Origin of the sequence: Intestinibacillus sp. NTUH-41-i26 (assembly GCF_032769475.1) — a bacterium.
GTDB lineage: Bacteria > Bacillota > Clostridia > Oscillospirales > Butyricicoccaceae > Agathobaculum > Agathobaculum ammoniilyticum.
In genome coordinates, this window is record NZ_CP136477.1 from 2,350,736 (window position 1) to 2,372,319 (window position 21,584).

At 57.6% G+C, this 21,584-nt stretch carries 22 protein-coding genes, 1 tRNA gene and 1 pseudogene; 7 read left to right on the forward strand and 17 right to left on the reverse strand.

Annotated features, from left to right (window positions below):
* Positions 1-150: 150 nt before the first annotated feature.
* The 3 genes from RX717_RS12025 to RX717_RS12035 form a co-directional block, all read right to left on the reverse strand.
* Positions 151-1,893, reverse strand: a complete 1,743-nt coding sequence (locus tag RX717_RS12025) for an ABC transporter ATP-binding protein (RefSeq protein ID WP_054326438.1) — start codon at positions 1,891-1,893, stop codon at positions 151-153.
* Between the two features lies 1 nt (position 1,894).
* The gene (locus RX717_RS12030) at positions 1,895-3,697 is read right to left on the reverse strand and encodes an ABC transporter ATP-binding protein (RefSeq protein WP_107631757.1); all 1,803 of its coding nucleotides are present in this window, start codon (positions 3,695-3,697) and stop codon (positions 1,895-1,897) included.
* Between the two features lie 81 nt (positions 3,698-3,778).
* Positions 3,779-4,405 (reverse strand): TetR/AcrR family transcriptional regulator, encoded by a 627-nt coding sequence (locus tag RX717_RS12035; RefSeq protein WP_107631756.1) that lies wholly within the window; start codon positions 4,403-4,405, stop codon positions 3,779-3,781.
* A gap of 211 nt (positions 4,406-4,616) precedes the next feature.
* On the opposite strand from RX717_RS12035, the gene RX717_RS12040 reads away from it, so the two are divergent.
* Positions 4,617-4,862 (forward strand): heavy-metal-associated domain-containing protein, encoded by a 246-nt coding sequence (locus RX717_RS12040; RefSeq protein WP_107631755.1) that lies wholly within the window; start codon positions 4,617-4,619, stop codon positions 4,860-4,862.
* A 205-nt stretch (positions 4,863-5,067) separates the two neighbouring features.
* On the opposite strand, the gene RX717_RS12045 is transcribed toward RX717_RS12040, so the two are convergent.
* Positions 5,068-5,421: a branched-chain amino acid transporter permease gene (locus RX717_RS12045; RefSeq protein ID WP_107631754.1), complete on the reverse strand. Its 354-nt coding sequence runs from the start codon at positions 5,419-5,421 to the stop codon at positions 5,068-5,070.
* 66 nt (positions 5,422-5,487) lie between these two features.
* On the opposite strand from RX717_RS12045, the gene RX717_RS12050 reads away from it, so the two are divergent.
* A complete protein-coding gene (locus RX717_RS12050; protein WP_107631753.1) occupies positions 5,488-6,027 on the forward strand; it encodes a helix-turn-helix domain-containing protein in 540 nt (179 codons plus the stop codon).
* On the opposite strand, the gene RX717_RS12055 is transcribed toward RX717_RS12050, so the two are convergent.
* Positions 6,018-6,467, reverse strand: a complete 450-nt coding sequence (locus RX717_RS12055; protein WP_107631752.1) for a hypothetical protein — start codon at positions 6,465-6,467, stop codon at positions 6,018-6,020. The genes RX717_RS12050 and RX717_RS12055 overlap by 10 nt on opposite strands.
* A 98-nt stretch (positions 6,468-6,565) precedes the next feature.
* Here RX717_RS12055 and RX717_RS12060 point away from each other — a divergent pair, with 98 nt between their 5' ends.
* The 4 genes and pseudogenes from RX717_RS12060 to RX717_RS12070 all read left to right on the forward strand — a co-directional run bounded on the left by RX717_RS12060 (position 6,566) and on the right by RX717_RS12070 (position 8,674).
* The gene (locus RX717_RS12060; protein ID WP_159068185.1) at positions 6,566-6,880 is read left to right on the forward strand and encodes a hypothetical protein; all 315 of its coding nucleotides are present in this window, start codon (positions 6,566-6,568) and stop codon (positions 6,878-6,880) included.
* A 173-nt stretch (positions 6,881-7,053) separates the two neighbouring features.
* Positions 7,054-7,566, forward strand: coding sequence for a hypothetical protein (locus tag RX717_RS12065; RefSeq protein WP_107631750.1), 513 nt, complete (start codon positions 7,054-7,056; stop codon positions 7,564-7,566).
* Between the two features lie 27 nt (positions 7,567-7,593).
* Positions 7,594-7,716 (forward strand): annotated as a pseudogene (locus RX717_RS16045) (hypothetical protein); the annotation flags it as partial.
* 214 nt (positions 7,717-7,930) lie between these two features.
* Positions 7,931-8,674, forward strand: coding sequence for a tyrosine-type recombinase/integrase (locus RX717_RS12070; RefSeq protein WP_107631749.1), 744 nt, complete (start codon positions 7,931-7,933; stop codon positions 8,672-8,674).
* Positions 8,675-8,686: 12 nt separating this feature from the next.
* On the opposite strand, the gene RX717_RS12075 is transcribed toward RX717_RS12070, so the two are convergent.
* The 12 genes from RX717_RS12075 to RX717_RS12130 form a co-directional block, all read right to left on the reverse strand.
* Positions 8,687-8,777: transfer RNA gene (locus tag RX717_RS12075), tRNA-Ser, on the reverse strand.
* Between the two features lie 259 nt (positions 8,778-9,036).
* A complete protein-coding gene (locus RX717_RS12080; RefSeq protein WP_054326432.1) occupies positions 9,037-9,663 on the reverse strand; it encodes a cytidylate kinase-like family protein in 627 nt (208 codons plus the stop codon).
* 13 nt (positions 9,664-9,676) lie between these two features.
* Entirely contained in the window at positions 9,677-10,384 is a 708-nt protein-coding gene (locus RX717_RS12085; protein ID WP_054326431.1) for an ABC transporter ATP-binding protein, read from the reverse strand.
* A gap of 15 nt (positions 10,385-10,399) precedes the next feature.
* Positions 10,400-11,158: an ABC transporter ATP-binding protein gene (locus tag RX717_RS12090; protein WP_107631714.1), complete on the reverse strand. Its 759-nt coding sequence runs from the start codon at positions 11,156-11,158 to the stop codon at positions 10,400-10,402.
* Between the two features lies 1 nt (position 11,159).
* Entirely contained in the window at positions 11,160-12,236 is a 1,077-nt protein-coding gene (locus RX717_RS12095; protein WP_054326430.1) for a branched-chain amino acid ABC transporter permease, read from the reverse strand.
* Between the two features lie 15 nt (positions 12,237-12,251).
* A complete protein-coding gene (locus tag RX717_RS12100) occupies positions 12,252-13,133 on the reverse strand; it encodes a branched-chain amino acid ABC transporter permease (protein ID WP_054326506.1) in 882 nt (293 codons plus the stop codon).
* Positions 13,134-13,349: 216 nt separating this feature from the next.
* Positions 13,350-14,537, reverse strand: a complete 1,188-nt coding sequence (locus RX717_RS12105; RefSeq protein ID WP_054326429.1) for an ABC transporter substrate-binding protein — start codon at positions 14,535-14,537, stop codon at positions 13,350-13,352.
* Positions 14,538-14,909: 372 nt separating this feature from the next.
* On the reverse strand, positions 14,910-16,835 hold the full coding sequence (locus RX717_RS12110; protein ID WP_082396845.1) for an ABC transporter ATP-binding protein: 1,926 nt from the start codon (positions 16,833-16,835) through the stop codon (positions 14,910-14,912).
* Positions 16,835-18,565 carry an ABC transporter ATP-binding protein gene (locus tag RX717_RS12115; protein ID WP_316960307.1) on the reverse strand — a complete coding sequence of 577 codons (1,731 nt, stop codon included), beginning with the start codon at positions 18,563-18,565 and terminating at the stop codon, positions 16,835-16,837. Before RX717_RS12115 ends, RX717_RS12110 begins: the two co-directional genes overlap by 1 nt.
* Positions 18,562-19,020 carry a MarR family winged helix-turn-helix transcriptional regulator gene (locus tag RX717_RS12120; protein ID WP_054326427.1) on the reverse strand — a complete coding sequence of 153 codons (459 nt, stop codon included), beginning with the start codon at positions 19,018-19,020 and terminating at the stop codon, positions 18,562-18,564. The genes RX717_RS12115 and RX717_RS12120 overlap by 4 nt, the downstream gene beginning before the upstream one ends.
* A gap of 142 nt (positions 19,021-19,162) precedes the next feature.
* Positions 19,163-19,669 (reverse strand): HD domain-containing protein, encoded by a 507-nt coding sequence (locus RX717_RS12125; protein ID WP_054326426.1) that lies wholly within the window; start codon positions 19,667-19,669, stop codon positions 19,163-19,165.
* A 2-nt stretch (positions 19,670-19,671) separates the two neighbouring features.
* Entirely contained in the window at positions 19,672-19,980 is a 309-nt protein-coding gene (locus RX717_RS12130; RefSeq protein WP_054326425.1) for an MGMT family protein, read from the reverse strand.
* A gap of 225 nt (positions 19,981-20,205) precedes the next feature.
* Between RX717_RS12130 and gdhA the strand changes: the two genes are divergently transcribed.
* Complete coding sequence (gene gdhA / locus RX717_RS12135) at positions 20,206-21,549, forward strand: NADP-specific glutamate dehydrogenase (RefSeq protein ID WP_107631713.1); 1,344 nt, start codon at positions 20,206-20,208, stop codon at positions 21,547-21,549.
* Positions 21,550-21,584: the final 35 nt, after the last annotated feature.

Genomic DNA, 21,584 nt, shown 5'->3' on the forward strand with positions numbered 1-21,584 from the left:
TTTTTTTCGACATACCTTTTCCGCTCCGCGCCTTTTATCAGCAGCGGCATGGATGAGACGTCCCGCTCGCACTGGATTCCCACCGAGAAATGGTAAGCGTCTTTCGACTGGTCCTGCGCCAGCGCCTGGTGCCGGAAAAAGCCGGTCGGCTCAGGCGAGCCGCCACTGTGCGCTTTCCTGCTGCAGCTCCACCATGCGCCGGTACAGGCCTCCCTCGGCCATCAGCTGCGCGGGCGAGCCCTGCTGCGCCACGCGGCCGTTTTCCAGCACCACGATATGGTCGGCTCCGGCCACGGTGCGCATCCGGTGGGCGATGACCAGCACGGTCTTGCCGGCCAGCAGGCGGGAGAGCGCCCCCTGCACCCTGGTTTCGTTTTCCACGTCCAGGCTGGCGGTCGCCTCGTCCAGCAGCACGATGGGCGCGTCCTTGAGCAGCGCCCGGGCGATCGAGATGCGCTGCCGCTCGCCGCCCGAGAGACGGGCGCCGTTCTCCCCGATGGGGGTATGGTATCCGTTCGGCATTTTGCGGACGAATTCATCGCAGTTGGCGGCTCTGGCTGCGGCCAGCACCTCCTTATCGGTCGCACCGCGCCGGCCGAGACGGATATTTTCCAGCACCGTATCGTCGAACAGCACCACGTCCTGAAACACCATCGAGTAATCCGTTAGCAGCACCTCCGGCTCCACGGTGGCGATATCCACGCCGCCCACCTTGACTGCGCCCTCGGCAGCGTCCCACAAACGGGCAGCCAGCCGTGCGCAGGTGCTCTTGCCCGAGCCGGAGGGACCCACCAGCGCGGTCACCTCGCCCTCTTTTGCTGTAAAGCACACGTCGTGCAGCACCTTTTTCTCGTCGTAGGCAAACTCCACATGCTCGAATACAATGTCGTGTCCGTTGGGCTGAAACGCCGCCGCACCTTCTGCCACGGGCATGTCCTGAATCTCCATCATGCGGTCGGCGGAGACCTGGGAAACGAACATCTCCGCGATCAGCGCCAAGCTCTGGTCGAACGGCGCATAGATGCGGGTGATGACCAGCAGGAACAGGAACAGCAGCATAAAGTCGATGCGGCCGGAGAGAATCAGCTCCGCGCCCACGAGGATGGTCGTCGCCACACCAAGGCGCATAATCACGCTGGCCGCGTTCACCAAAAGGCCGGTGGATAATTCGCCGCGGATCGTGACCCGCTCATGTTCGTCGATCTTCTGCCCCAATTCTGCGAGGTAACGCGCCTGCTGGTTGGCGGCGCGGATCTCGCGGATGTTCTCCAGCGCCTCCTGCATCCCATCCGCCACGCGGACGGCGGCTTTTTTCGTCCGCTCGGCGCTGCGTCCCGCGAGCCTGCGGCTGCCGAACAGCAGGCCAAACGCCGCCGGCACCCCCCACAGGCAGGCGGCCGCCAGCCGCCAGTCATATACAAACAGGCATACGGCCGCGACCCCTGTGGAGATGTACGCGCCGTACAGATACCCCAGCACATGCGACCAGACGTGCTCCATGCGGTTCACGTCCCCCATAAGGGTCTCGGTCAGGTCGGCCAGATCCCGCTTGCCGAAATAGCCCAACGGAAGCTTGCGCAGGCGCTCCGCCAGACTGAGGCGGGTGGCCTTGACCTCGTTGTACACCAGGCCGTAGGTGGCGCGATACTGCTGCAAATGGGTCGCAAAGGACAGTAGGAGGAACAGCAGCACCCCCGTGATGAAAAGCGCCGCGTTGGGCAGCGGCTCCCCCTCGGTCAGCGCCCCCATAAAGCCGTCCATCAGCAGGTACAAGATGCTGATGCCTCCCAGAACGATCAGGTTGACGATGACCGTCCAGAAGGTGCCTTTTTTGACAGTTTGCACACCTTGAGCGGTCAGGGCGTATTTGCGCTGAAACTTTTTGCCAAACATGTTACTCTGCCTCCCTTTCGCTGGTGATCTTCCACTGGACCGCCGTGTTATAGTCCGCCCACATTCTGGCGTACAGCCCCGTGGCGGCGACCAGCTCCTCATGCGTGCCTTGCTCCGCGATGCGCCCTTCCTCCAGCACAATGATCTTATCCGCCCCCACGACGGTGGACAGGCGATGGGCGATCATGATGACGGTCCGGTCCCTGGTCAGCGCGGTGAGGGCCTTCTGGATCCGCACCTCGTTTTCGGGATCGGCAAAGGCGGTGGCCTCATCCAGCACCACGATGGGCGCATCCTTCAGGATCGCCCTTGCCAGCGCAATGCGCTGGGCCTCGCCGCCCGAAAGATAGGTCCCGTCCGAACCGATTCGGGTATCCAGCCCGTTCGGCAGCTTTTGCAGAATATCTCCGCATTGCGCTGCCGCAAGCGCGGCTTCCACCTGTTCCCGCGCGGCTTCCGGACGGGCGGCGCGGACATTTTCCAGAATGGAGGTCTTAAACAGGCGGCTGTTCTGGAAAACGAACGCGACCTGCTCCATCAACGTGTGCGGGTCAATCTGCCGCACGTCCACACCGCCGACCTCCACCACGCCCGACGACGCATCCCAGAAGCGGGGGATCAGGCTGGCGGCTGTGGTCTTGCCCCCGCCCGAAGGACCAACCAGCGCGACCGTCTGCCCTGGCTCCACTGTGAAGGAAACATGGGACAGCGCGGGCGTTTCCGCACCATCATAGGTAAAGCTGACGTCCCGAAACGCCACCCGACTGCCGCAGGGCGTCCGCGGATGCTGTGGCGACTGCAGGCTGGGGGCGCACATGACCTTATCGATACGGCTCAGCGCAGCGCTCGCCAGCATCATCCCCGAGGCGGCAAACATGATCTTGGCCAGCGCGGTGGAGATGATAGCCGAAAACACCGCGTAAAAGGCAAAATTGGTGATAAAACCGGCCAGACTGCCTGCGGCCAGCGCGCTGGGCGCGAGGAACAGCGCCGCGGGTACCAAAAACACGAACGCGCCCTCGGTGAAGGTCAGGTTTACGGACTGGGGTACTCGGCACACATCCGCCTGGTAGTACTCGGCCTTGGTGCTGTAATCCTCGATCGCCTGCTGGAAAGCCTTGAACGAATAGACCGTCTGCTGGAATATCTTGACCACCGGAATGCCGCGCACATACTCAGTACCCGCCTTGCTGATACGGTCCAGCGCGGCCTGATACTCCGCCATAATTTTGGCGTTTTTGCCGCCCATCATGGAAAACATGGCGATCACTGAGATCACCGCGGCCAGCAGGCAGGCGGCTCCCATCCGCCAATCAAAGGCGACCATCAGCGCCAGCATGCTCACAAACAGGACGATCGTTCCGATGATATCCGCCAGGTTGTGCGCCAGCAGCGTTTCGGTATCGGCCGCCGCCGCATCCAGCCGGCCGCGGATCAGACCGGACGCATTGGCGTCGAAAAAGCCCAGCGGCGCTTTCATCATATGGGCCATGCCCCGCTTGCGGATGTTGGCCGCGGTGCGAAACGCCGCCAGGTGGGTACACATCAGCCCCGCAAAATACAGGACGATGCCGCCCACCGCAAAGGCAAACGCCAGCCAGCCCCAGCGGGTAACGTTTTGCGCCCGCGTCCAGTCCGGTGCGGCGGCGATCAGATCGCGGGCGGCCAGCCAGATGCAGATGTACGGCGCCATGCTCAGTAGCATGGATACAGCCGACAGTGCCAGCCCCAGAAAGGTCAGCCCCTTTCGGCTGCCCGCATAGTCTAGCAGGATGGCCAGATCGCTCTTCTTTTTGTTTTTCATCTAAATAACCTCCTTTTGGTTAGCTTTTGCTAACTTTATGTCAAAACAACAGGGAATACGATGCCGCATTCCCTACTGTGTTCAACCAAACGAAAGCTCAAACAGACGCTCCCATCCGCCGGTGTAAAACGCCCGCAGCTGCTGCACATCCCGCAGCGCCTGGTCGTGCGGCATATCGTGGACCACCACCTCAAAAATGCTGTTGAACATGCCGCTGGCAATGATATGGCACAGGGAGCGATCCAACGGCGGAACCTCCTGCCCCGCGCGGCGCAGAACCTCGATATACTCGAGGGTTGCCTCGACCTCCACCTCCACCATGTTATGGACAAAGTTCTCATAGCTGGTGCCTTCCGCCCCGCACAGCAGCAGCTTTACCGGCTCCCGATGCTGGCAGATGTAGTCCACCATCCAGGTGAGATAGGCGCCGGATTCCTTCCCCACATGCGCCGGCTGCTCGGTCTCAGGCAACTCGGCAAAGGAAAGCTGCGCCTCCATGAACCGGCCCATCAGGGCGGCAGCGTGCGGCTCCACGATCGAAGCGAACAGTGCCTCCTTGCTGGAAAAGTAACCGTAAAAGGCACCGGTGGTCACGTCGGCGTTCTTGACAATCTGCCGCAGCGAAGCGCCCTGAAACCCCTTGTCCAGAAATTCAGCCAGCGCGGCCTGTTCGATGTTCTCCAATGTGGTGGTGGCTCCCTCTTCCATTTCGCTGCACCTCATAATAACACTGTTATATAACATCGTTATTGTACTGCGCGGCTTTGCATTTGTCAACCGGAAAACCATATTTTTGGCGCACCGGCCAAAAAGTCGACGGGAGGCGATATGCGACTCAACTGGTGCTTGCATTCCGGACAAATTTATAGTATCCTTTAGTTAGTTGACGCTAACCAATTATAAAGAGGAGGACATCCATATGTGGAAATACACGGTACAGGTCAGTGGGATGATGTGCGGGATGTGCGAGGCCCATGTCAACGATGCGGTCCGCAAAGCCTGCCCCGTAAAAAAAGTGCGTTCCTCTCACAGCAAGGGAGAAACGGAAATCCTCACCCCGGAAGAACTGGACGAGCAAGCCCTGCGGAACGCTATCTGCTCTACGGGTTATGAGGCGGGCGAAATCCGCAAAGAGCCCTACAAAAAACGGGGCCTGTTTGGCTAAACGCAATATATGAGGATTATGCCAGGCCGCGGAATATCCCCTATACCAATTAAAATACGTACGTTCTCTTCCATCGTGTCTCACCTTTTTGGGTCAGGTCCCTTTCAAGCGTCTTGCGGAAAAACCACAAAAACAAGCGGACAGACGACTACACAGCCCATCCAGGCGTTAGAATCAACCGCTATCGGTATGTTTTACTCGAAAATCACTTAAAAACCATCTGCACAAGCAGCATATAGCAGACGGTCCCGCCCGTGAGGGAGAGAAGCATCTGCTTTTTCCAAAGGTGCAATCCCACAACCACAGCCGCCGCAATCAGCTCCGTCAAACCGTGGTTCCCGCCAAAGACAGAGACATCTCTAAGGCAGTAAACCACCACAAGCTCTACCGATCCGGCAAAAACCAGCAGGCTCATGACCATCGGATATACAAAGCTGAACCCCGAAACGTTCATGTAGATGCCGTAGGCCAATCCCCAAAACCAAAATCCCGCAAAAATCGGGATGGTATATGGGAATACACATTTTAGCACGTTTAAAACGATATTGCGTTCCCTCATGGCAACCCTCTTGAAATTATAATAAACATAGTGCAAAATGTAACTTATTTTAAGCGAGGAAAAACTTTGGAGATTGGAAAAATCATTGCATACAACCTGAAACGGCTGCGGGAGGAACGGAATTGGAGTTTGAGCCAACTGGCAGAGATGGCAGGGGTTAGCAAGGTAATGCTGTCCCAGTTGGAAAAAGGCGCTTCCAACCCTACCATCAATACGGTCTGGAAAATCACCGGAGCCCTGCACGAGCCATACACCAGCCTTTTGGCGCTACCACAGGATCACACCATCCACATCCGCAAGCAGGACATTCAGCCATTGGTCGAGGGCAAGTATCACATTTTCAATTACTATCCCAAGGATGCGGACAGAGATTTTGAGTTATATCAAATCGAACTGGAGCCCGGCGGCCACGAATCCATTGGCCATCCGGTTGACAGCAGCGAATACATTATGATGATAGAAGGCCGTATGGAATTAAAGGCGCGGGAGAAAGTTTACCTGCTCTCCCCCGACGACGGTTTCTGCTTCAATGCCTCTGTTCCCCATGTATACCCGAGCCGGAAAAACCAGAACGCCAAAGCGGTTCTGATGATCTGCTATACCTGACACGGCGCCGACGCTGTTTTTTCAAATTTCACGGCCTTGGAGTAAAACGTGCTGTTGTTGGCAATCCGGTGCAGGGACACGTTTCCTTCAAAAGCGGCCACAAACTGCATATTGCCAGTGGCCTCTGTCCCGTCCCAGTCTTGTGCGGTCTTGGTCTCGCCGCCGTAGAACCAGCCCTTGAATACTGCGCTGGCGTTCTTCACCTCTGGGAAGTCGTCGGTGGAAAAGGGATCCTTGCCATCCTTTTTCAGAGTCAGGCTTGTGCTGTCGGTTTCGCCCAGCGTACCATCCGTGGTGATAAAGGTGATGGCGTAGTTGTCCTCACCGAACACGGCCTGGAAAGTCATGTTCTCCGAGATTTTCAGCGCGGCAAGTTCTTGGTCGGAATACTTCGTCTTAGTCGCAGCCGGATCGCTGGTCAGCAGCCATTGCTGGAACACCTTTCCCTCCGGTGTCTACGGTGCGGGCGGGAATGCGCCGTTGCCCGAGGTGACGGAGATCGTGGATGTACTGTCAGCGTTGCCGCCGAGGTTTCCGAATGTTACCTGATAGCTCAGCAGATCCCAGTTGGCAGAAGGGTATTCTGGGCTATACCGTGGCCTATGACAAACCCTCCGCCGTCACCGGTACTGCTTCGGCGGACAGCGCCATTTATCTCAACGGCGAAACGGTGATCGTCAGCACAGCCAAGCCCTACACCAAGGAAGGCTACACCCAGACCGGCTGGTCCTCCGCGTCCAACACCACCGATGTGGCGACGGTGAACAAGACCATCCCACCCTCTGCCGCTGTGATCACGAGAAGCGGCACCGACGTGACGAAAAACTATCAGATTGCCTATCCAGCGCCCTGACCGTCAACCGAGTCGCGCCCACAGCAAGAGATTTTACCTTCACCTCCGGCCAATCTGACCTATGACGGCAATGCCAAGGCCGCCGCCGTGACGGCCAATGCAGAGATCATGGGTATGGACGAGACGACAGTGAAGTATTCCGCCCCCTCCCCACGAACGCCGGAACTTACACTGTGTCCATCGACGTTGCCCTGGGCGCTAACTACACCGCAGCCAGCGGCCTATCGGATGCGGGCTGGATGTTCACAACCACCAAAGCGCCCCAGGACACGCCCGCCGCGACCTGTGGGAGCATCCCGATCCGGAAAAGCGCTGTCATGGAGGACGGCGTGGAAACCAGTCTCTCCAGCAATGTCGTAACTATCTCCATCCCGTTCAGGCCAGCCGCTCCCACGCAGGTCCGCGCATCGGCCGAGACTGTAAAAGAAAGGGCGGATGGCGGCTTTGTCTTTACCGGCGGACTACGAGTACAGCAGCGATGGAGATCCCACCTAGGTCGCCTGCACGGGCGGCGAAAAGCTGGCCTCGGCAGCTATCAGGTGCGGGAAAAAGCTACCGGCAGCAGCTTTGAAAGCGAAACGGTCACCCTTACCGTCACCGCCATGCGCTTCGCCCAGCTTCCTGATGGTGGGAACGAAAGAGCCTGGTACTACGCGCAGATCATCGGGGCGGAGCGGTACGGCTGAGTCGGCGGCTATCCCGATGGGACCCTCCAGCCGCATAACGCCGTTGCCCGCGCCGAGGCCACGAGCATCATCAACAATACGCTGGGCCGCAGCGCGGACAAGGCCATATCGACGCGCATTTGGACGAAATGCGGCAGTTCTCAGATGTAGATGACACAGCCTATTGGACCTACTATGGCATCATGGATTCCGCCCCCCCTCACACTCACAGAAAGACGATGGCGGCGAAAAGTGGACAGGGCTGAAATAACGCTCGCTGCCGCCGTGTACAGGAGCTTTCTTGTGAGGCGATCCTACTTTCATTCGAGAGCAGCCGTCAAAACAGGTACACGGACAGGCAGAGATGCCAAAATAGTAGCGGAATATGTCAGCACATTCCACTACTATTTTTATCGTGCCAATCAATCGGTCAAAGCAATTGTACGCGCGAAGTGTCCACAGCGACTACTTCTGGAACAGGGAAGCTGCCTTTCTTCAAAGTCGTGAAAAAGCTTTCCATGCGTGCGTTGTCAAAGCAGCATTATGTGCGGCTCATGCAGGACAGAACCGAATCCAACGATCACTCCGTCGCAGCGGCAGGATACAGCTTTCCATCCGCGCTGCGACGTTCTACCGCTTGCTTCAGCGACTCCCCCAGCTGTATGCCCCGCACCTCTCTTTTTTCAGCCGTTCTTCCCACTTCCAGTTATACTCCGTTTTCGTCAATAATCCCAACTACCATAGCCTTGTGTTTACAAACGAATTGAGTAAATCACTGAACCGCCGGACGGTCTACAAGCATCTGAAAAAGATTCTGTCCAGCATTGTCTTGGATGACTGTTATTTTCACACGCTTCGTCATACGTTTGCGACGCTTTCCCTGCAAAACGGCGACGACGTGCTAACCGTCAAGGAGAACCTCGGGGATCATTCCGCTGCATTTACCCTGAACACCTACGGGTATCTGATACAAGCCATGCGCCGCGACAGTGCAGAACGCATGGAAAAAGCTGTTCCAAACGACTGTGATCGCCAAAAATGCGTGATTGTCGTCAGGAAAATTGTCCCACGCAAAAATGTTCCATGTTTTTGCACAAAACAGCAAAAACCGAACTTTATCTTTCGATAAAGTTCGGTAATCTGGCGGAGAGTCAGGGATTTGAACCCTGGAGACGCTCATCACGCCTACACGATTTCCAATCGTGCGCCTTCGACCACTCAGCCAACTCTCCATAGTCTGCTGCTCTCACAGAGGACGAGATATATTATATCCTATATCCTTGCTTTCGTCAAGCCTTTTTTCTCTTTTTTTGCAATTGTCATGCGCAACAGCAGTACCCCCAACAGAAAAGCCTTATGCATCTTTTCACGGATGCACAAGGCTTTTTTAGAATCTCATAGCATTCGGCCGCACGACGCTGCACGAAAACGGATATACTGAACCGCCCAGGGTGGCTTGCAATCCGCGTCATTCCGCCACAACCTGCAGCCTTATTTCTGGAATTGGGAACGCACCTGCATATACTGCACAATTTCTTCCACCACGCCGTCGAAGCCCAGCACACCGCTGTTGAGCGACAGATCGTAATTGCGCGCGTCATACCAGTCGCTTCCCGTGTGGTGCTTGTAATACTTGGCGCGGTATTCGTCGATCTCTGCGATTTTTCTGGCCACCGCATCCTCCGGCATCGAATCTATTTTCATAGCCTCCTGCAGGCAGAACGCCGCGTCCGCGTGGACGAACACCCGAACCACGTCCGGCCGCCCCTTGAGGATATAGTCCGCGCAGCGCCCGATCAGCACGCACGGCCCCTGATCGGCCAGCTTGCAGATGATTTTCGCCTGATAGTCGAACAGCGCGTTGTCACGCAGATAGGCCTTGGAGGAGTCATTGATTACGCTTGTATCTCCTTTATAGCGGCTGCGCAGGCGGGTCAAAAAGTCGGGCTTGAGTCGTTCGTCTGAAAACAGCATGGCATTGATACCGCTGTCCTCGGAGGCCATCGTGATAATCTCCCGATTATAGTACGGGATATCCAGCTTGTTCGCCAGCATTTTGCCGACCGTTTTGCCGCCCGACCCATACTGGCGGGCGATCGTGATAATATACGGCTTCATTCGCGCTTCCCCCTTACTCTCCCAAATAGGCTTTCTTGATGGAATCATCGTTCAGCAGATCAGACGCCTTGCCGGATTTTACGATCCTTCCGGTTTCCAGCACATAGGCGCGGTCCGCGATCGAGAGCGCTTTTTTCGCGTTCTGCTCAACAAGCAGGACGGTCGTCCCCGCGGCAGACACCTCCTGAATGATTTTGAACACCTCGCCCACAAACAACGGCGACAGACCCATGGATGGCTCGTCGAGCAGCAGGATGCGCGGCTTTGCCATCAGCGCGCGGCCCATGGCAAGCATTTGCTGCTCGCCGCCGGACAGCGTGCCTGCCGCCTGGTTTTTGCGCTCCTCCAAGCGCGGGAAGCGCTTGTACACCTCCGCCAGAGATGCCTCAACCTCGCCTTTCGGTCGGGTATAGGCGCCCATTCGCAGGTTTTCACGCACGGTCAGACCCGCAAATACCCGCCGGCCCTCCGGCACATGGCTCATCCCCAGCCGGACGATCTCATGCCCGGGCTTTCTGGTGATGTTTTTGCCCTCAAACGTCACCGTGCCGCTTTTGGCGGGCAACAGTCCGGTGACGGTATGCAGCGTCGTAGTTTTACCCGCGCCGTTCGCGCCGATCAGCGCGACGACCTCACCCTCGTTTACCGTAAAGGAAACGTCGCGCAGCGCGTGGATCAGGCCGTAGTACACATTGATATCCTTTACTTCCAGCATTGCCATACTTCGTTTCCCTCCTTATTCGCCAAGGTAGGCCGTGACGACCTCCGGATTTTTCAGCACCTCGCCCGGCGTCCCCTCGGCCAGCAAACGGCCGAAGTTGAGCACATACAGGTATTCACAGATGCCGGAAACCAGCTTCATGTCGTGCTCGATCAGCAGCACGGTCACGCCGAAGCGCTTACGGACGACCTCGATCGTCTCCATCAGCTCGGCGGTCTCGTTCGGGTTCATGCCCGCCGCCGGCTCATCAAGCAGCAGCAGCTTGGGATTGGTCGCCAGCGCGCGGGCGATCTCCAGCTTGCGCTGTTTGCCGTACGGCAGGTTCGCCGCCTGGTAATCCGCCACGCTTTCCAGCCCGAACACGCCCAGCAGCTCCATCGCGCGTTCATTCATGGCGCGTTCCTTTTTGCGGTAGGAGCCGACATGGAACAGGCTTTCCGCTAACGAATAGGTGATCTCGTTATGCAGGCCGGTCTTTACGTTGTCCAGCACGGTCAGCTTGGAAAACAGGCGGATGTTCTGGAACGTGCGCGCCACGCCCATTTTGCAGATATCGTGCGGCTTTTTCCCGATCAGGTTCTGCCCGTCCAGCCGGATGCCGCCATCCGTCGGGCGGTACACGCCGGTCAGCATGTTGAACACAGTGGTTTTGCCCGCGCCGTTCGGACCGATCAGGCCTACCAGCCCGCCCTCCTCTATTTTCATGGAAAGCTCGTCAACAGCGCGCAGGCCGCCGAACGAAATCCCCAGCGAAGTCACTTCAAGCATTGCCATATCACGCGCCCTCCTTCCCGTTCTTTTCCAGCTTGCTCATCTGCTTCATGCCGCGCTTTTCCAGCAGCCGCGCCTTAAGCGGCGAGTTGTTGAACAGCATCATCACAATCAACAGGATCGCATAGATCAGCATGCGGTATTCGCCGACCTCACGCAGCACCTCGGGCAGGATCGTCAGCAGCGACGCGGCGATGATCGAGCCCCAGATATTGCCCAGCCCGCCGAGCACGACGAAAACAAGAATCAGAATCGAGGTGTTGAAATCAAATTTAGCCGCGGTAATGGTAGTGTAGTTCATGCCGTACAGCGTGCCGGCCATACCAGCGAATGCTGCCGAAATGACGAACGCCATCAGCTTATACCGCGTGGTCGAAATGCCGATCGAATCCGCGGCAATCTTGTTATCGCGCACGGACATGATCGCGCGGCCCGCGCGGCTGTTAATCAGGTTCAAAATCAGGAACAGCGTGATCAGCACAAGCACAAAGCCGGTGGTGAGGGTCGACAGTCGGGATACGCCGGACACGCCCATCGGCCCGTTGATGATCATTTCCCCACCTTCCGCCAGCTCAAACCGCTGCTCGAGCAGGCTGAAGTGCAGTCCCGTGCTGTCCAGGCCGATATACAGCACATTGATGATATTTTTTATAATCTCGCCAAATGCGAGTGTGACGATCGCCAGATAGTCTCCCTTGAGACGCAGCACCGGCACGCCCACGATCACGCCCGCGACCGCAGCGCAGATACCGCCCACAAGGATCGCGACCGCCAGCCGGAGCGGCGCGGACGGGATCGCTTCCGCCAGGCAGGTCGTCGTCACGACGCCCGCGAACGCGCCGACCGACATAAAGCCCGCGTGGCCGAGCGACAACTCGCCCAGGATACCCACAGTCAGGTTGAGCGAAACCGCCATGATGACATACGCGCAGATCGGCACAAGCAGGCTTTCCAGCAAGCTGGAGATATTGCCCGTCGCCACCATCACCTGCAGGTAGATGTAGCCGGCGATCACAATGCCGAAGGACAGCAGCGTATCGCGTCCGGCCTTAGAGGCCGCATATTTCTTGAACTTTTTCATCGCAGCGCCGCCCCCTTAAACCTTTTCGCTCACGCGTTTGCCGAGCAGCCCGTCCGGCTTGACCAGCAGCACGAGGATCAGCACCGCGAATACGATCGCGTTGGAAAGCTGGGTTGAAATATATGCGCCCGCGAAAATCTCGATCACGCCCAGCAGGATGCCGCCGACAAACGCGCCCGGGATCGAGCCGATGCCGCCGAACACTGCCGCGGTGAACGCTTTAATGCCGGGCATCGAGCCGGTCGTCGGCATCAGCGTCGGATAGGCCGAACACAGCAGTACACCCGCGATCGCGGCCAGGCCGGAACCGATGGCGAACGTCAGCGAGATCGTCGTGTTCACATTAATGCCCATCAGCTGCGCCGCGCCCTTGTCCTCGGAAACTGCACGCATCGCCGTACCCATTTTGCTCTTGTTGGTAAACAGGGTCAGCACGATCATGATAACAATGCAAGCAAGCACCGTGACCAGCGTGACCGGCGTGACCGTAAGCTGTCCGTCAAACAACTGGAACGGGCTGCCCTTTACGACCGAGGTAAAGCTTTTCTGCCCCGAGCCCCAGATCAGCAGCGCCGCGTTCTGCAGGAAATAGGAAACGCCGATCGCCGTAATCAGCACCGCCAGTGACGGCGCCATGCGCAACGGCTTATAGGCCAGCCGTTCGATCACAACGCCAAGCGCTGTGCAGACAACGACCGCGAGCAGTACGCCCGCCGGAGCGGGCCAGCCCAGATAGGTCGTGGCGCAGAAGCACATATATCCGCCCACCATGATCACATCGCCGTGGGCAAAGTTTAGCATCTTCGCAATACCGTAGACCATGGTATAGCCCAGCGCGATGATCGCATAGATGCTGCCCAGACTCACGCCGTTGATCAGATGATTCAGGAAACCCATCATTCGGAACACCTCAAATCTCTTTTATTTCTCTTTTTGCTTGTGGGTTGGGGCAAGGGCTCGGCAAGCGGCGTCGAGCCGTCGCCCCACCCCATAACGCGGTGAATACCGTGGAATAGACGCAAAGGAGGGCCGTAGCGTTCTGCTGCAGCGCCCTCCTTCGTTCTTTCGTTCAACTGTTTTCAGCGGTCCGTTACCCGAACGCGCCGAAGGCTTTTACATGCCTACATACGCGCCGTTTTCAATAATCATGCCCTTCGGGCTCTTGGATACCGCACCGTTGGAATCCCAGGTGATACCCGCGCCGTCGCCGGTCAGGCCCTCGAACGTGATGGTCGGGAACGTCTCGATCATCTTGTCGCAAAGGTCGGAAGCAGACATATCCGGCGTGCATTCCGCTTCCTCAAGCGCCTGCTTGTAAGCGTAGATGCAGTCATATGCGTCAGCCGCGAACTGGTTCGGGGTCTCGCCGTACTTTTCCTTATACTTGGTCACGAAGTTTACGGTCTTTTCATCGGTCGCATCCGCATTGAACGGGGTCAGCAGCATAACGCCCTCTGCCAGCGTGGTATCGAAATTCTCGACAGTCAGGATGCCATCCATACCGTCCACGCCAAAGAACTTGGGCGTATAGCCCATCGCGTTCGCCTGGGTCAGGATCAGGGACGCCGGGGTGTAATAAATCGGCAGGAACAGCAGGTCAGCGCCGGCGCTCTTGCACGCGTTCAACTGCACCGAAAAGTCGTTCTGCGTCTCCGTCGTAAACGCCTGTTCGGTCACTATCTCAAGGCCCTTTGACTCTGCTTCAGCCTTGAACTGCTCCAGAATACCGGTGGAATACACGTCGTCGCTCTTATAAATAACGCCAATCTTGGTGCCGAGCTGCTGATCCGCGATATACTCCGCGGAAGCCATGCCCTGATTCGGGTCGGAGAAACACATCTGGAACACAACGTCGTTGCCCTCTATATTGGCCGGAGAGGAAGCCGACGGGGTCAGCGCGAAAATGTGATCCTCCTCGTGCAGCGGCGCGATCGCTTCGCCCGGCTTGGAGGTTACCGCGCCGAGGGAAAGCTGGATGCCCTCGTCCTTGAGCGCGTTGTACGCACTGACAGCCTTTTCCGTGTTGTGTTCATCATCCTCGAAAATGACCTTGATCTGAATATCCCCGCCTTCCGCGTTGATCTCCTCCGCCGCAAGCTCGGCGCCGTTCTTGACCGCGTTGCCGTAAATCGCCGCTTCTCCGGTCAGCGGCGCGGTGCCGCCGATCAAAAACGCGGTTGCTGCAGCATCCGTGTTATCCTGCCCGTCGCCCGCGCCCTGCGTATCGGTATTGCCGCCGCAGCCCGCCAGCGCTGTTACCAGCATCGAGCCGACCAGAAGCATGCTCAGACTTTTCTTCATGGTTATCTTCTCCTTTACAAACCTAATCCCTCGCCCTTTCCGATGTGAAATCATTCGGGCGCTTGGATTATTTTTTCTTATTATACTACTCTTTCTACGATTTGGCAGACTTTTTTTCGCCTTTTGAGCAATTTCGGGCAAACTACCTATTATCTTTTCGTAAGAATTGCAAAATTTGTGCTTTCTTCCGAAAAACATTTGTCCGCGGTGCAAGGAATCATGCAACCGATTTCAGTGGCGCAGCCCTTTCTTCATGTTCGGCCCCCTTTTGCCCGAGTGCAGAGAAAAAGGCAGGCCGCGAATGCGGCCTGCCTGCCAAGGTGCCCGGCTCCGGCGGACGCTCCCTCCGCCGCCCTGGAACAGGGCCGCCGTTTATTCCAGCTCGAACGCGCCGGTATAGAGCTGGTAATACTTTCCACGCTCGGCAATCAGCTGCGCATGGTTGCCGCGCTCGATGATATGGCCTAGCTCAAGCACCATAATCACGTCCGCGTTCTGCACAGTCGACAGGCGGTGTGCGATCACAAACACGGTGCGGCCGTACATCAGGCCGTCCATACCCGCCTGCACGATGGACTCGGTGCGGGTATCGATGCTGCTGGTCGCTTCGTCCAGGATCATAACCGGCGGATCAGCCACCGCCGCGCGCGCAATGGACAAAAGCTGGCGCTGACCCTGTGACAGGCTGCCTCCGTCCCCGTCAATCACCGTATCATAGCCGTCCGGCAGACGACGGATGAAGTCGTCCGCGCCCGCAAGCTGCGCCGCGGCTTCGATCTCCTGGTCGGTCGCCTCCAGATTGCCGTACCGGATGTTGTCGCGGATCGTACCGGTAAACAGGTTAGTGTCCTGCAGAACGATGCCAAGCGAGCGGCGCAGGTCCGCCTTTTTGATTTTGTTGATGTTGATTCCATCGTACCGGATCTTGCCGTCCGCCAGATCGTAAAAGCGGTTGATCAGGTTGGTAATCGTGGTCTTACCCGCGCCGGTCGCGCCGACAAAAGCAACCTTCTGCCCCGGCTCGGCGTACAGCGTGATATCATGCAGCACGATCTTCTCCGGATTATAGCCGAAATCCACGTCGAAAAACCGAACGTCGCCCCGTACCTGCTGGTAGGTGGTCGTACCGTCCTCATGCGGATGCTTCCACGCCCAAATGTTGGTTTTTTCCGGCGTTTCCACCAGTTCGCCGTTTTTATCGTACTTGGCGTTGACCAGGGTGACATATCCGTCGTCCGTTTCCGGCGCCTCATCCATCAGCTCGAAAATACGCTCTGCGCCGGCCAGCGCCATGACAATGGAGTTGAACTGCTGCGAAATCTGTGTAACCGGCTGGGTAAACGATTTGGTCAGCTGCAGGAAGCTGGCGATCACGCCGATGGTGATGCTGCTTCCAACCACACCGGACAGCGCCAGCGTGCCGCCGACCACGGCCACCAGCACATACAGCAGGTTGCCAATGTTCATCATGATCGGCATGAGGATGTTGGCAAAGGTGTTCGCGTTCTTCGCATTTTCCCGCAGCTCATCGTTGAGCGCGTCGAACTGCTCCTTGCACTTATCCTCATGGCAGAACACCTTGACAACCTTCTGCCCGTTGATCATTTCCTCGATATAGCCGTTAACCTTGCCAAGCGAGGTCTGCTGCTCCAAAAAGTATTTTGCCGACTGCCCGCCGATCCGCTTGACCACCACCAGCATCACGGCGACGCCTGCCAGCACGAACAACGTCAGCCACACATTGGTCGCCAGCATGGCGATAAACACCGCGATGATCGTCATTATGGAGGAGAACATCTGCGGGACGGACTGGCTGAGCATCTGCTGCAGCGTGTCTGTATCATTGGTAAAATGGCTCATCAGGTCGCCGTGGGTATGGGTGTCAAAATAGCGGATGGGCAGGGTCTGCATACGCCCGAACATCTCGTCGCGCACCTTTTTCAAAATGCCCTGCGAAATGGCCACCATCAGCCAGTTATACAGGAAGGTGGAAACAATGCCTGTCAGATAGATCAGGCCCATCAGCAGGATGGCATGTATCAGGCCGGTGAATACGGGCGCGGCTTCCAGCAGCAGCGGCGCGATATAATCGTCGATCAGCACGCGCAGGAACATCGAACCCGCTACGTTCACAACTGCGGAGATCAGAATGCACACCAGAACCACGCCGAACTGAACCGCGTAGCCATCCCTGATATAGTGTAGCAGCCGGCCCAGCGTCTTTTTCGGATTTTTGCTGCGTTTACCGCCGGCCATCTGTCCCCGGCGGCCAGGGCCGCCCATTGCGGGTCTTGCCATTATTCCTCGCCCCCTTTGTTCATTTGCTGCTTATAGATCTCCTGGTAAATCGGGTTGCCCGCGAGCAGCTCCTCATGCGTGCCGACCGCATGGATCGCGCCGCCGTCCAGAATGACGATCTGGTCCGCGTCCTGCACGGACGAGACGCGCTGCGCGATAATCAGCTTGGTCGTACCCGGGAGCTCCTCCGCGAACGCCTTGCGGATCAGCGCGTCGGTCTTGGTGTCGACCGCGCTGGTCGAGTCGTCCAGAATGAGTACCTTGGGCTTTTTCAGCAGCGCGCGGGCAATGCACAGACGCTGCTTCTGGCCGCCAGATACGTTGGTGCCACCCTGCTCGATATAGGTATCGTATTTCCCCGGCATCTGCTGGATGAATTCATCCGCCTGCGCCAGGCGGCACACGTGCTCAAGCTCCTCGTCGCTCGCGTGCTCGTTGCCCCAGCGCAGGTTCTCCTTGATCGTGCCAGAGAACAGCACATTCTTCTGCAGCACCATGGCGACCTGCTCGCGCAGCGCTTCAATGTCATAATCGCGCACATCCACGCCGCCCACCTTAACCGAGCCGGTCGTGACATCGTACAGGCGCGGGATCAGCTGTACCAGCGTAGACTTGGCCGAGCCGGTGCCGCCCAGGACTCCGATGGTCTGCCCCGCCTTGATGTGGAGGTCCACGCCGCGCAGGGCAAGCTTACGCGCATCGCCCTTGTAGCTGAAATTGACGTTATCGAAATCGATATCCCCGTTTTTTACCTCGGTCACCGGCTGCGCCGGATTATGGAGGTCAGGCTGCTCCTCCAGCACTTCGACGATGCGCTCCGCGCTCGCCTTAGACATGGTAATCATGACGAATACCATCGCGACCATCATCAGGCTCATCAATATCTGCATCGCGTAGGAAAACAGGCTGGTCAGCTCGCCGGTCGTCATGCTGCCGCCGACGATCAGCCGCGCGCCGAACCAGGAAATCAGCAGCATGCAGGCATACATGCAGAACTGCATGAGCGGCGAAACGCCCGCCATAATCTTCTGCGCCTTGGAAAACGCCTTGTAAAGCCGTCCGGAAACGTTTTGAAACTTTTCGGTTTCATATTCCTCACGCACATAGGCCTTGACCACACGGATGCCGCGCACGTTTTCCTGCACGACCGTGTTCATCTGGTCGTAGATCTTGAACACACGCTCGAAGATCGGCCCGACAAACTTCATCAGCAGGCCCATGCCCACCGCCAAAACAGGAAGCACGCCCAGGAAAATCAGCGCCAGCTCGCCGTTGATCTGAAACGCCATGATCAGCGCGAACACCAGCATGACCGGACAGCGCACCGCGATGCGCGTACACATCTGGAACGAGTTCTGCACATTGGTCACGTCGGTCGTCAAGCGGGTGACGATCGAGCCGGTCGAAAACTTATCGATGTTGGAAAAGGAAAAATCCTGCACCGCATAATACATGTCGTGCCGCAGGTTGCGGGCGAAGCCGGTGGAGGCGCGCGCCGCATAGGTGCCTGCCGCCGCGCCGAACACCAGCGCCAGCGCCGCGCACGCCACGAGGATGGCTCCGTATTTCCAGATCTCTCCCATATTTTGCGCATCAATGCCCTTATCAATCAGAAGCGCCATTACTGCGGGGATAACGACCTCCATCACAACCTCGAGCACCACAAAAAACGGCGTGAGCAGCGCATCCTTTTTGAACTCGCGCACGCTTTGTAACAGCCTCTTTATCATTCTTGTCCCTCCGAAGCCCTGCGTTGATAGTTTTCCAGATTCGCGCGGATCCTGCCGCACACGCGGAACCAGGCGTCCATGTCCTCCTCGCTGATGCCGGCACGCATCAGCGTCTCTGTGTCGCGGAACTTCTTTTTGATCCGCGCATCGAGCGCCAACGCTTTGTCAGTCAGCACCAGCCGTTTGAGCCGCCCGTCCTGCGGCACCGGCTCGCGCCGCAGCAGCCCGTGCTGCTCCATGAGCTGCAAAATGCCGGTCGCAGTCGAACGCCGGAAGCGGAACTGAGTCTCCACATCCTTTTGGAAGCGGTCGCCGTCTGCAACCAGCAGGTAATGAATAATCATCCCCTGCATACCGGTCACCTTGCTGAATTCCTCGCCCGATTGGCACGCCATCTGCCGCTTGAACAGATTGTTCAGCATGCCGAGCTCGCCGCAGATCGTTTGCTCCTGCATCAATTGTTAGCCTCCTTACTGTTAGCTTACTAACACAATATACACCGATTCGTTGTGTTGTCAACAGATTTCACAAAAAGTTCAAAAAGGGCGTTCCCTCTGCCAAACGGAACGCCCTTTCTTCTCTGTAATTTATGCACTTTTACGGCTTATACGGCTTTTCTAGATACATTTTCTGTAAAAATGAACGGCCAGTCTCTGTACGGAACACCCGTTCCCCCGCCGTTCCACAGGCCTCCGGCGGCAGGGCGCTTTCATATGCGTTGACCAGAAAATCCGCCTCAAGCAGGATGCGGAAGGCAAGATCCTCCGAAGCGTCGAAACTGTGATGATGCGCGATCAGCCAAGCAATTTTCTCCGCCTGCGCCGCCGAAGCGCCGGCCTGCGCGAGCAGCGGCGCGGCGACCGCCGGCCCCTCCAGCTCCTGCCACTTCCCGCCGGAAGAGCCGTGCTTGCGCTCCGCTTCGTGAATGCCGATATCATGCAGGAGAGCCGCAGCCTCCAGAATATTCTGTTCTTCCTCCCCCAGGCCCTCGCTTCGTCCTAACAGGCGGCAGAACGCATATACTTTCATAAAATGCTGCACCCGACGCGCGTCCCCCGCATCATAGGCGACTGCCAGCGCCGCCAGCTTTTCCAGATCGATCATCGTCAAGCTCCCTCCCAGCGGAACCGCTCCATATCCACCCGCCCGTCGGCGGTAAACTCTATCCCGTCCGCCTCCAGCATTGCGCGCTGTATATCCGCGCCGCCGAATGCAAAAGCTGGAGAGGTACGGCCCTCTTTGGTCACCACGCGGTAGCATGGTATTCCTTCCGGATCCGGATTCGCGTGCAGCGCATAGCCGACCACCCGCGCCCAGCGCGGATTGCCCGCCAGCAGCGCAATCTGGCCGTAAGTCGCGACCGTGCCGCGCGGGATGCGCCGGACGACCGCATAAATTTTGTCAAAACTGTTCATTTTGCAAGTCGCACCCCCTCGCGCTTCATTATATCAGGTAAATCTGACAATTTCCATCCCCATTCCACAAGTAAAAAATGTATATTTTTAACACGCTAAATTGTTGCACACATTCGCAAAATACTATATAATAATTACACACTACAGCATGTATGTAAGTTATTCCGCACTTTTCCCTGATTATTGGAAAGAGGCTGCGGCAGAAATGTAAGGAGGACAAATCAAATGGCACTTACCAACACTTACCTCAAGCGCGTATACGAAACCATGCAGAAGCGCAACCCGAACGAGCCGGAATTTCAGCAGGCGGTTCTTGAAGTACTCGAAAGCTTCGAGCCGGTCGTAGAGGCGCGTCCGGAGTTGGAGAAGAACGGCATCATCGACCGTATCGTCGAGCCGGAGCGCATGGTAATGTTCCGTGTTCCGTGGGTGGATGACGAGGGCAAGGTTCAGGTCAACCGCGGCTTCCGCGTGCAGTTCAACTCCGCAATCGGCCCCTACAAGGGCGGTCTGCGCTTCCATCCGTCTGTCAACGCGTCGGTCATCAAGTTCCTCGGCTTTGAGCAGTGCTTCAAGAATAGCCTGACCGGCCTGCCCATGGGCGGCGGTAAGGGCGGCTCGGACTTCGATCCCAAGGGCAAGTCCGATGCGGAAGTCATGCGTTTCTGCCAGTCCTTCATCACCGAGCTGTCCAAGCACATCGGCCAGTTCACCGACGTACCGGCGGGCGATATCGGCGTCGGCGGCCGCGAGATCGGCTTTATGTACGGCCAGTACAAGCGCCTGCGCAACGAGTTCACCGGCGTACTCACCGGCAAGGGCCTGTCCTACGGCGGCTCGCTCGCGCGCACCGAGGCGACCGGCTACGGTCTGTGCTACTATATGAAGGAAATGCTCGCTTACAAGGGTACCTCGTTTGAGGGCAAGACGGTCGCCATCTCCGGCTCGGGCAACGTGGCGATCTACGCCTGCCAGAAGGCGACCGAGCTGGGCGCCAAGGTCGTTACCGTGTCGGATTCCAATGGCTTCATCTACGACCCCAACGGCATTAACCTCGATGTCGTCAAGGACATCAAGGAGGTCAAGCGCGGTCGCATCAAGGAATACGCGGACCGCGTGCCGGGCAGCACCTACACCGAGGGCCAGCGCCCGTGGAGCGTCAAGTGCGACGTCGCGCTGCCCTGCGCAACCCAGAATGAGATCAGCGGCGACGACGCCAAGGCCCTGATTGCGAACGGCTGCAAATTCGTGGCCGAGGGCGCGAACATGCCGTCCACGCCGGAGGCTGTGGAGGCGTTCCTGGCAAACGGCGTCTTCTTCGGTCCTGCCAAGGCGGCCAACGCAGGCGGCGTCGCCACCTCCGGCCTGGAGATGAGCCAGAACTCGCTGCGCCTGTCCTGGACCTTCGAGGAGGTTGATCAGCGTCTGCACGATATTATGGTCAACATTTTCAAGACCTGCATTCAGTCCGCTGAAAAGTACGGCCACAAGGACAACCTTGTCATGGGTGCGAACATCGGCGGCTTTGAGAAGATCGCGGACGCCATGCTCGCTCAGGGCGTTTGCTAAATCTCCTCTTTCTTCTGCCAACTGAACAGAAAAGG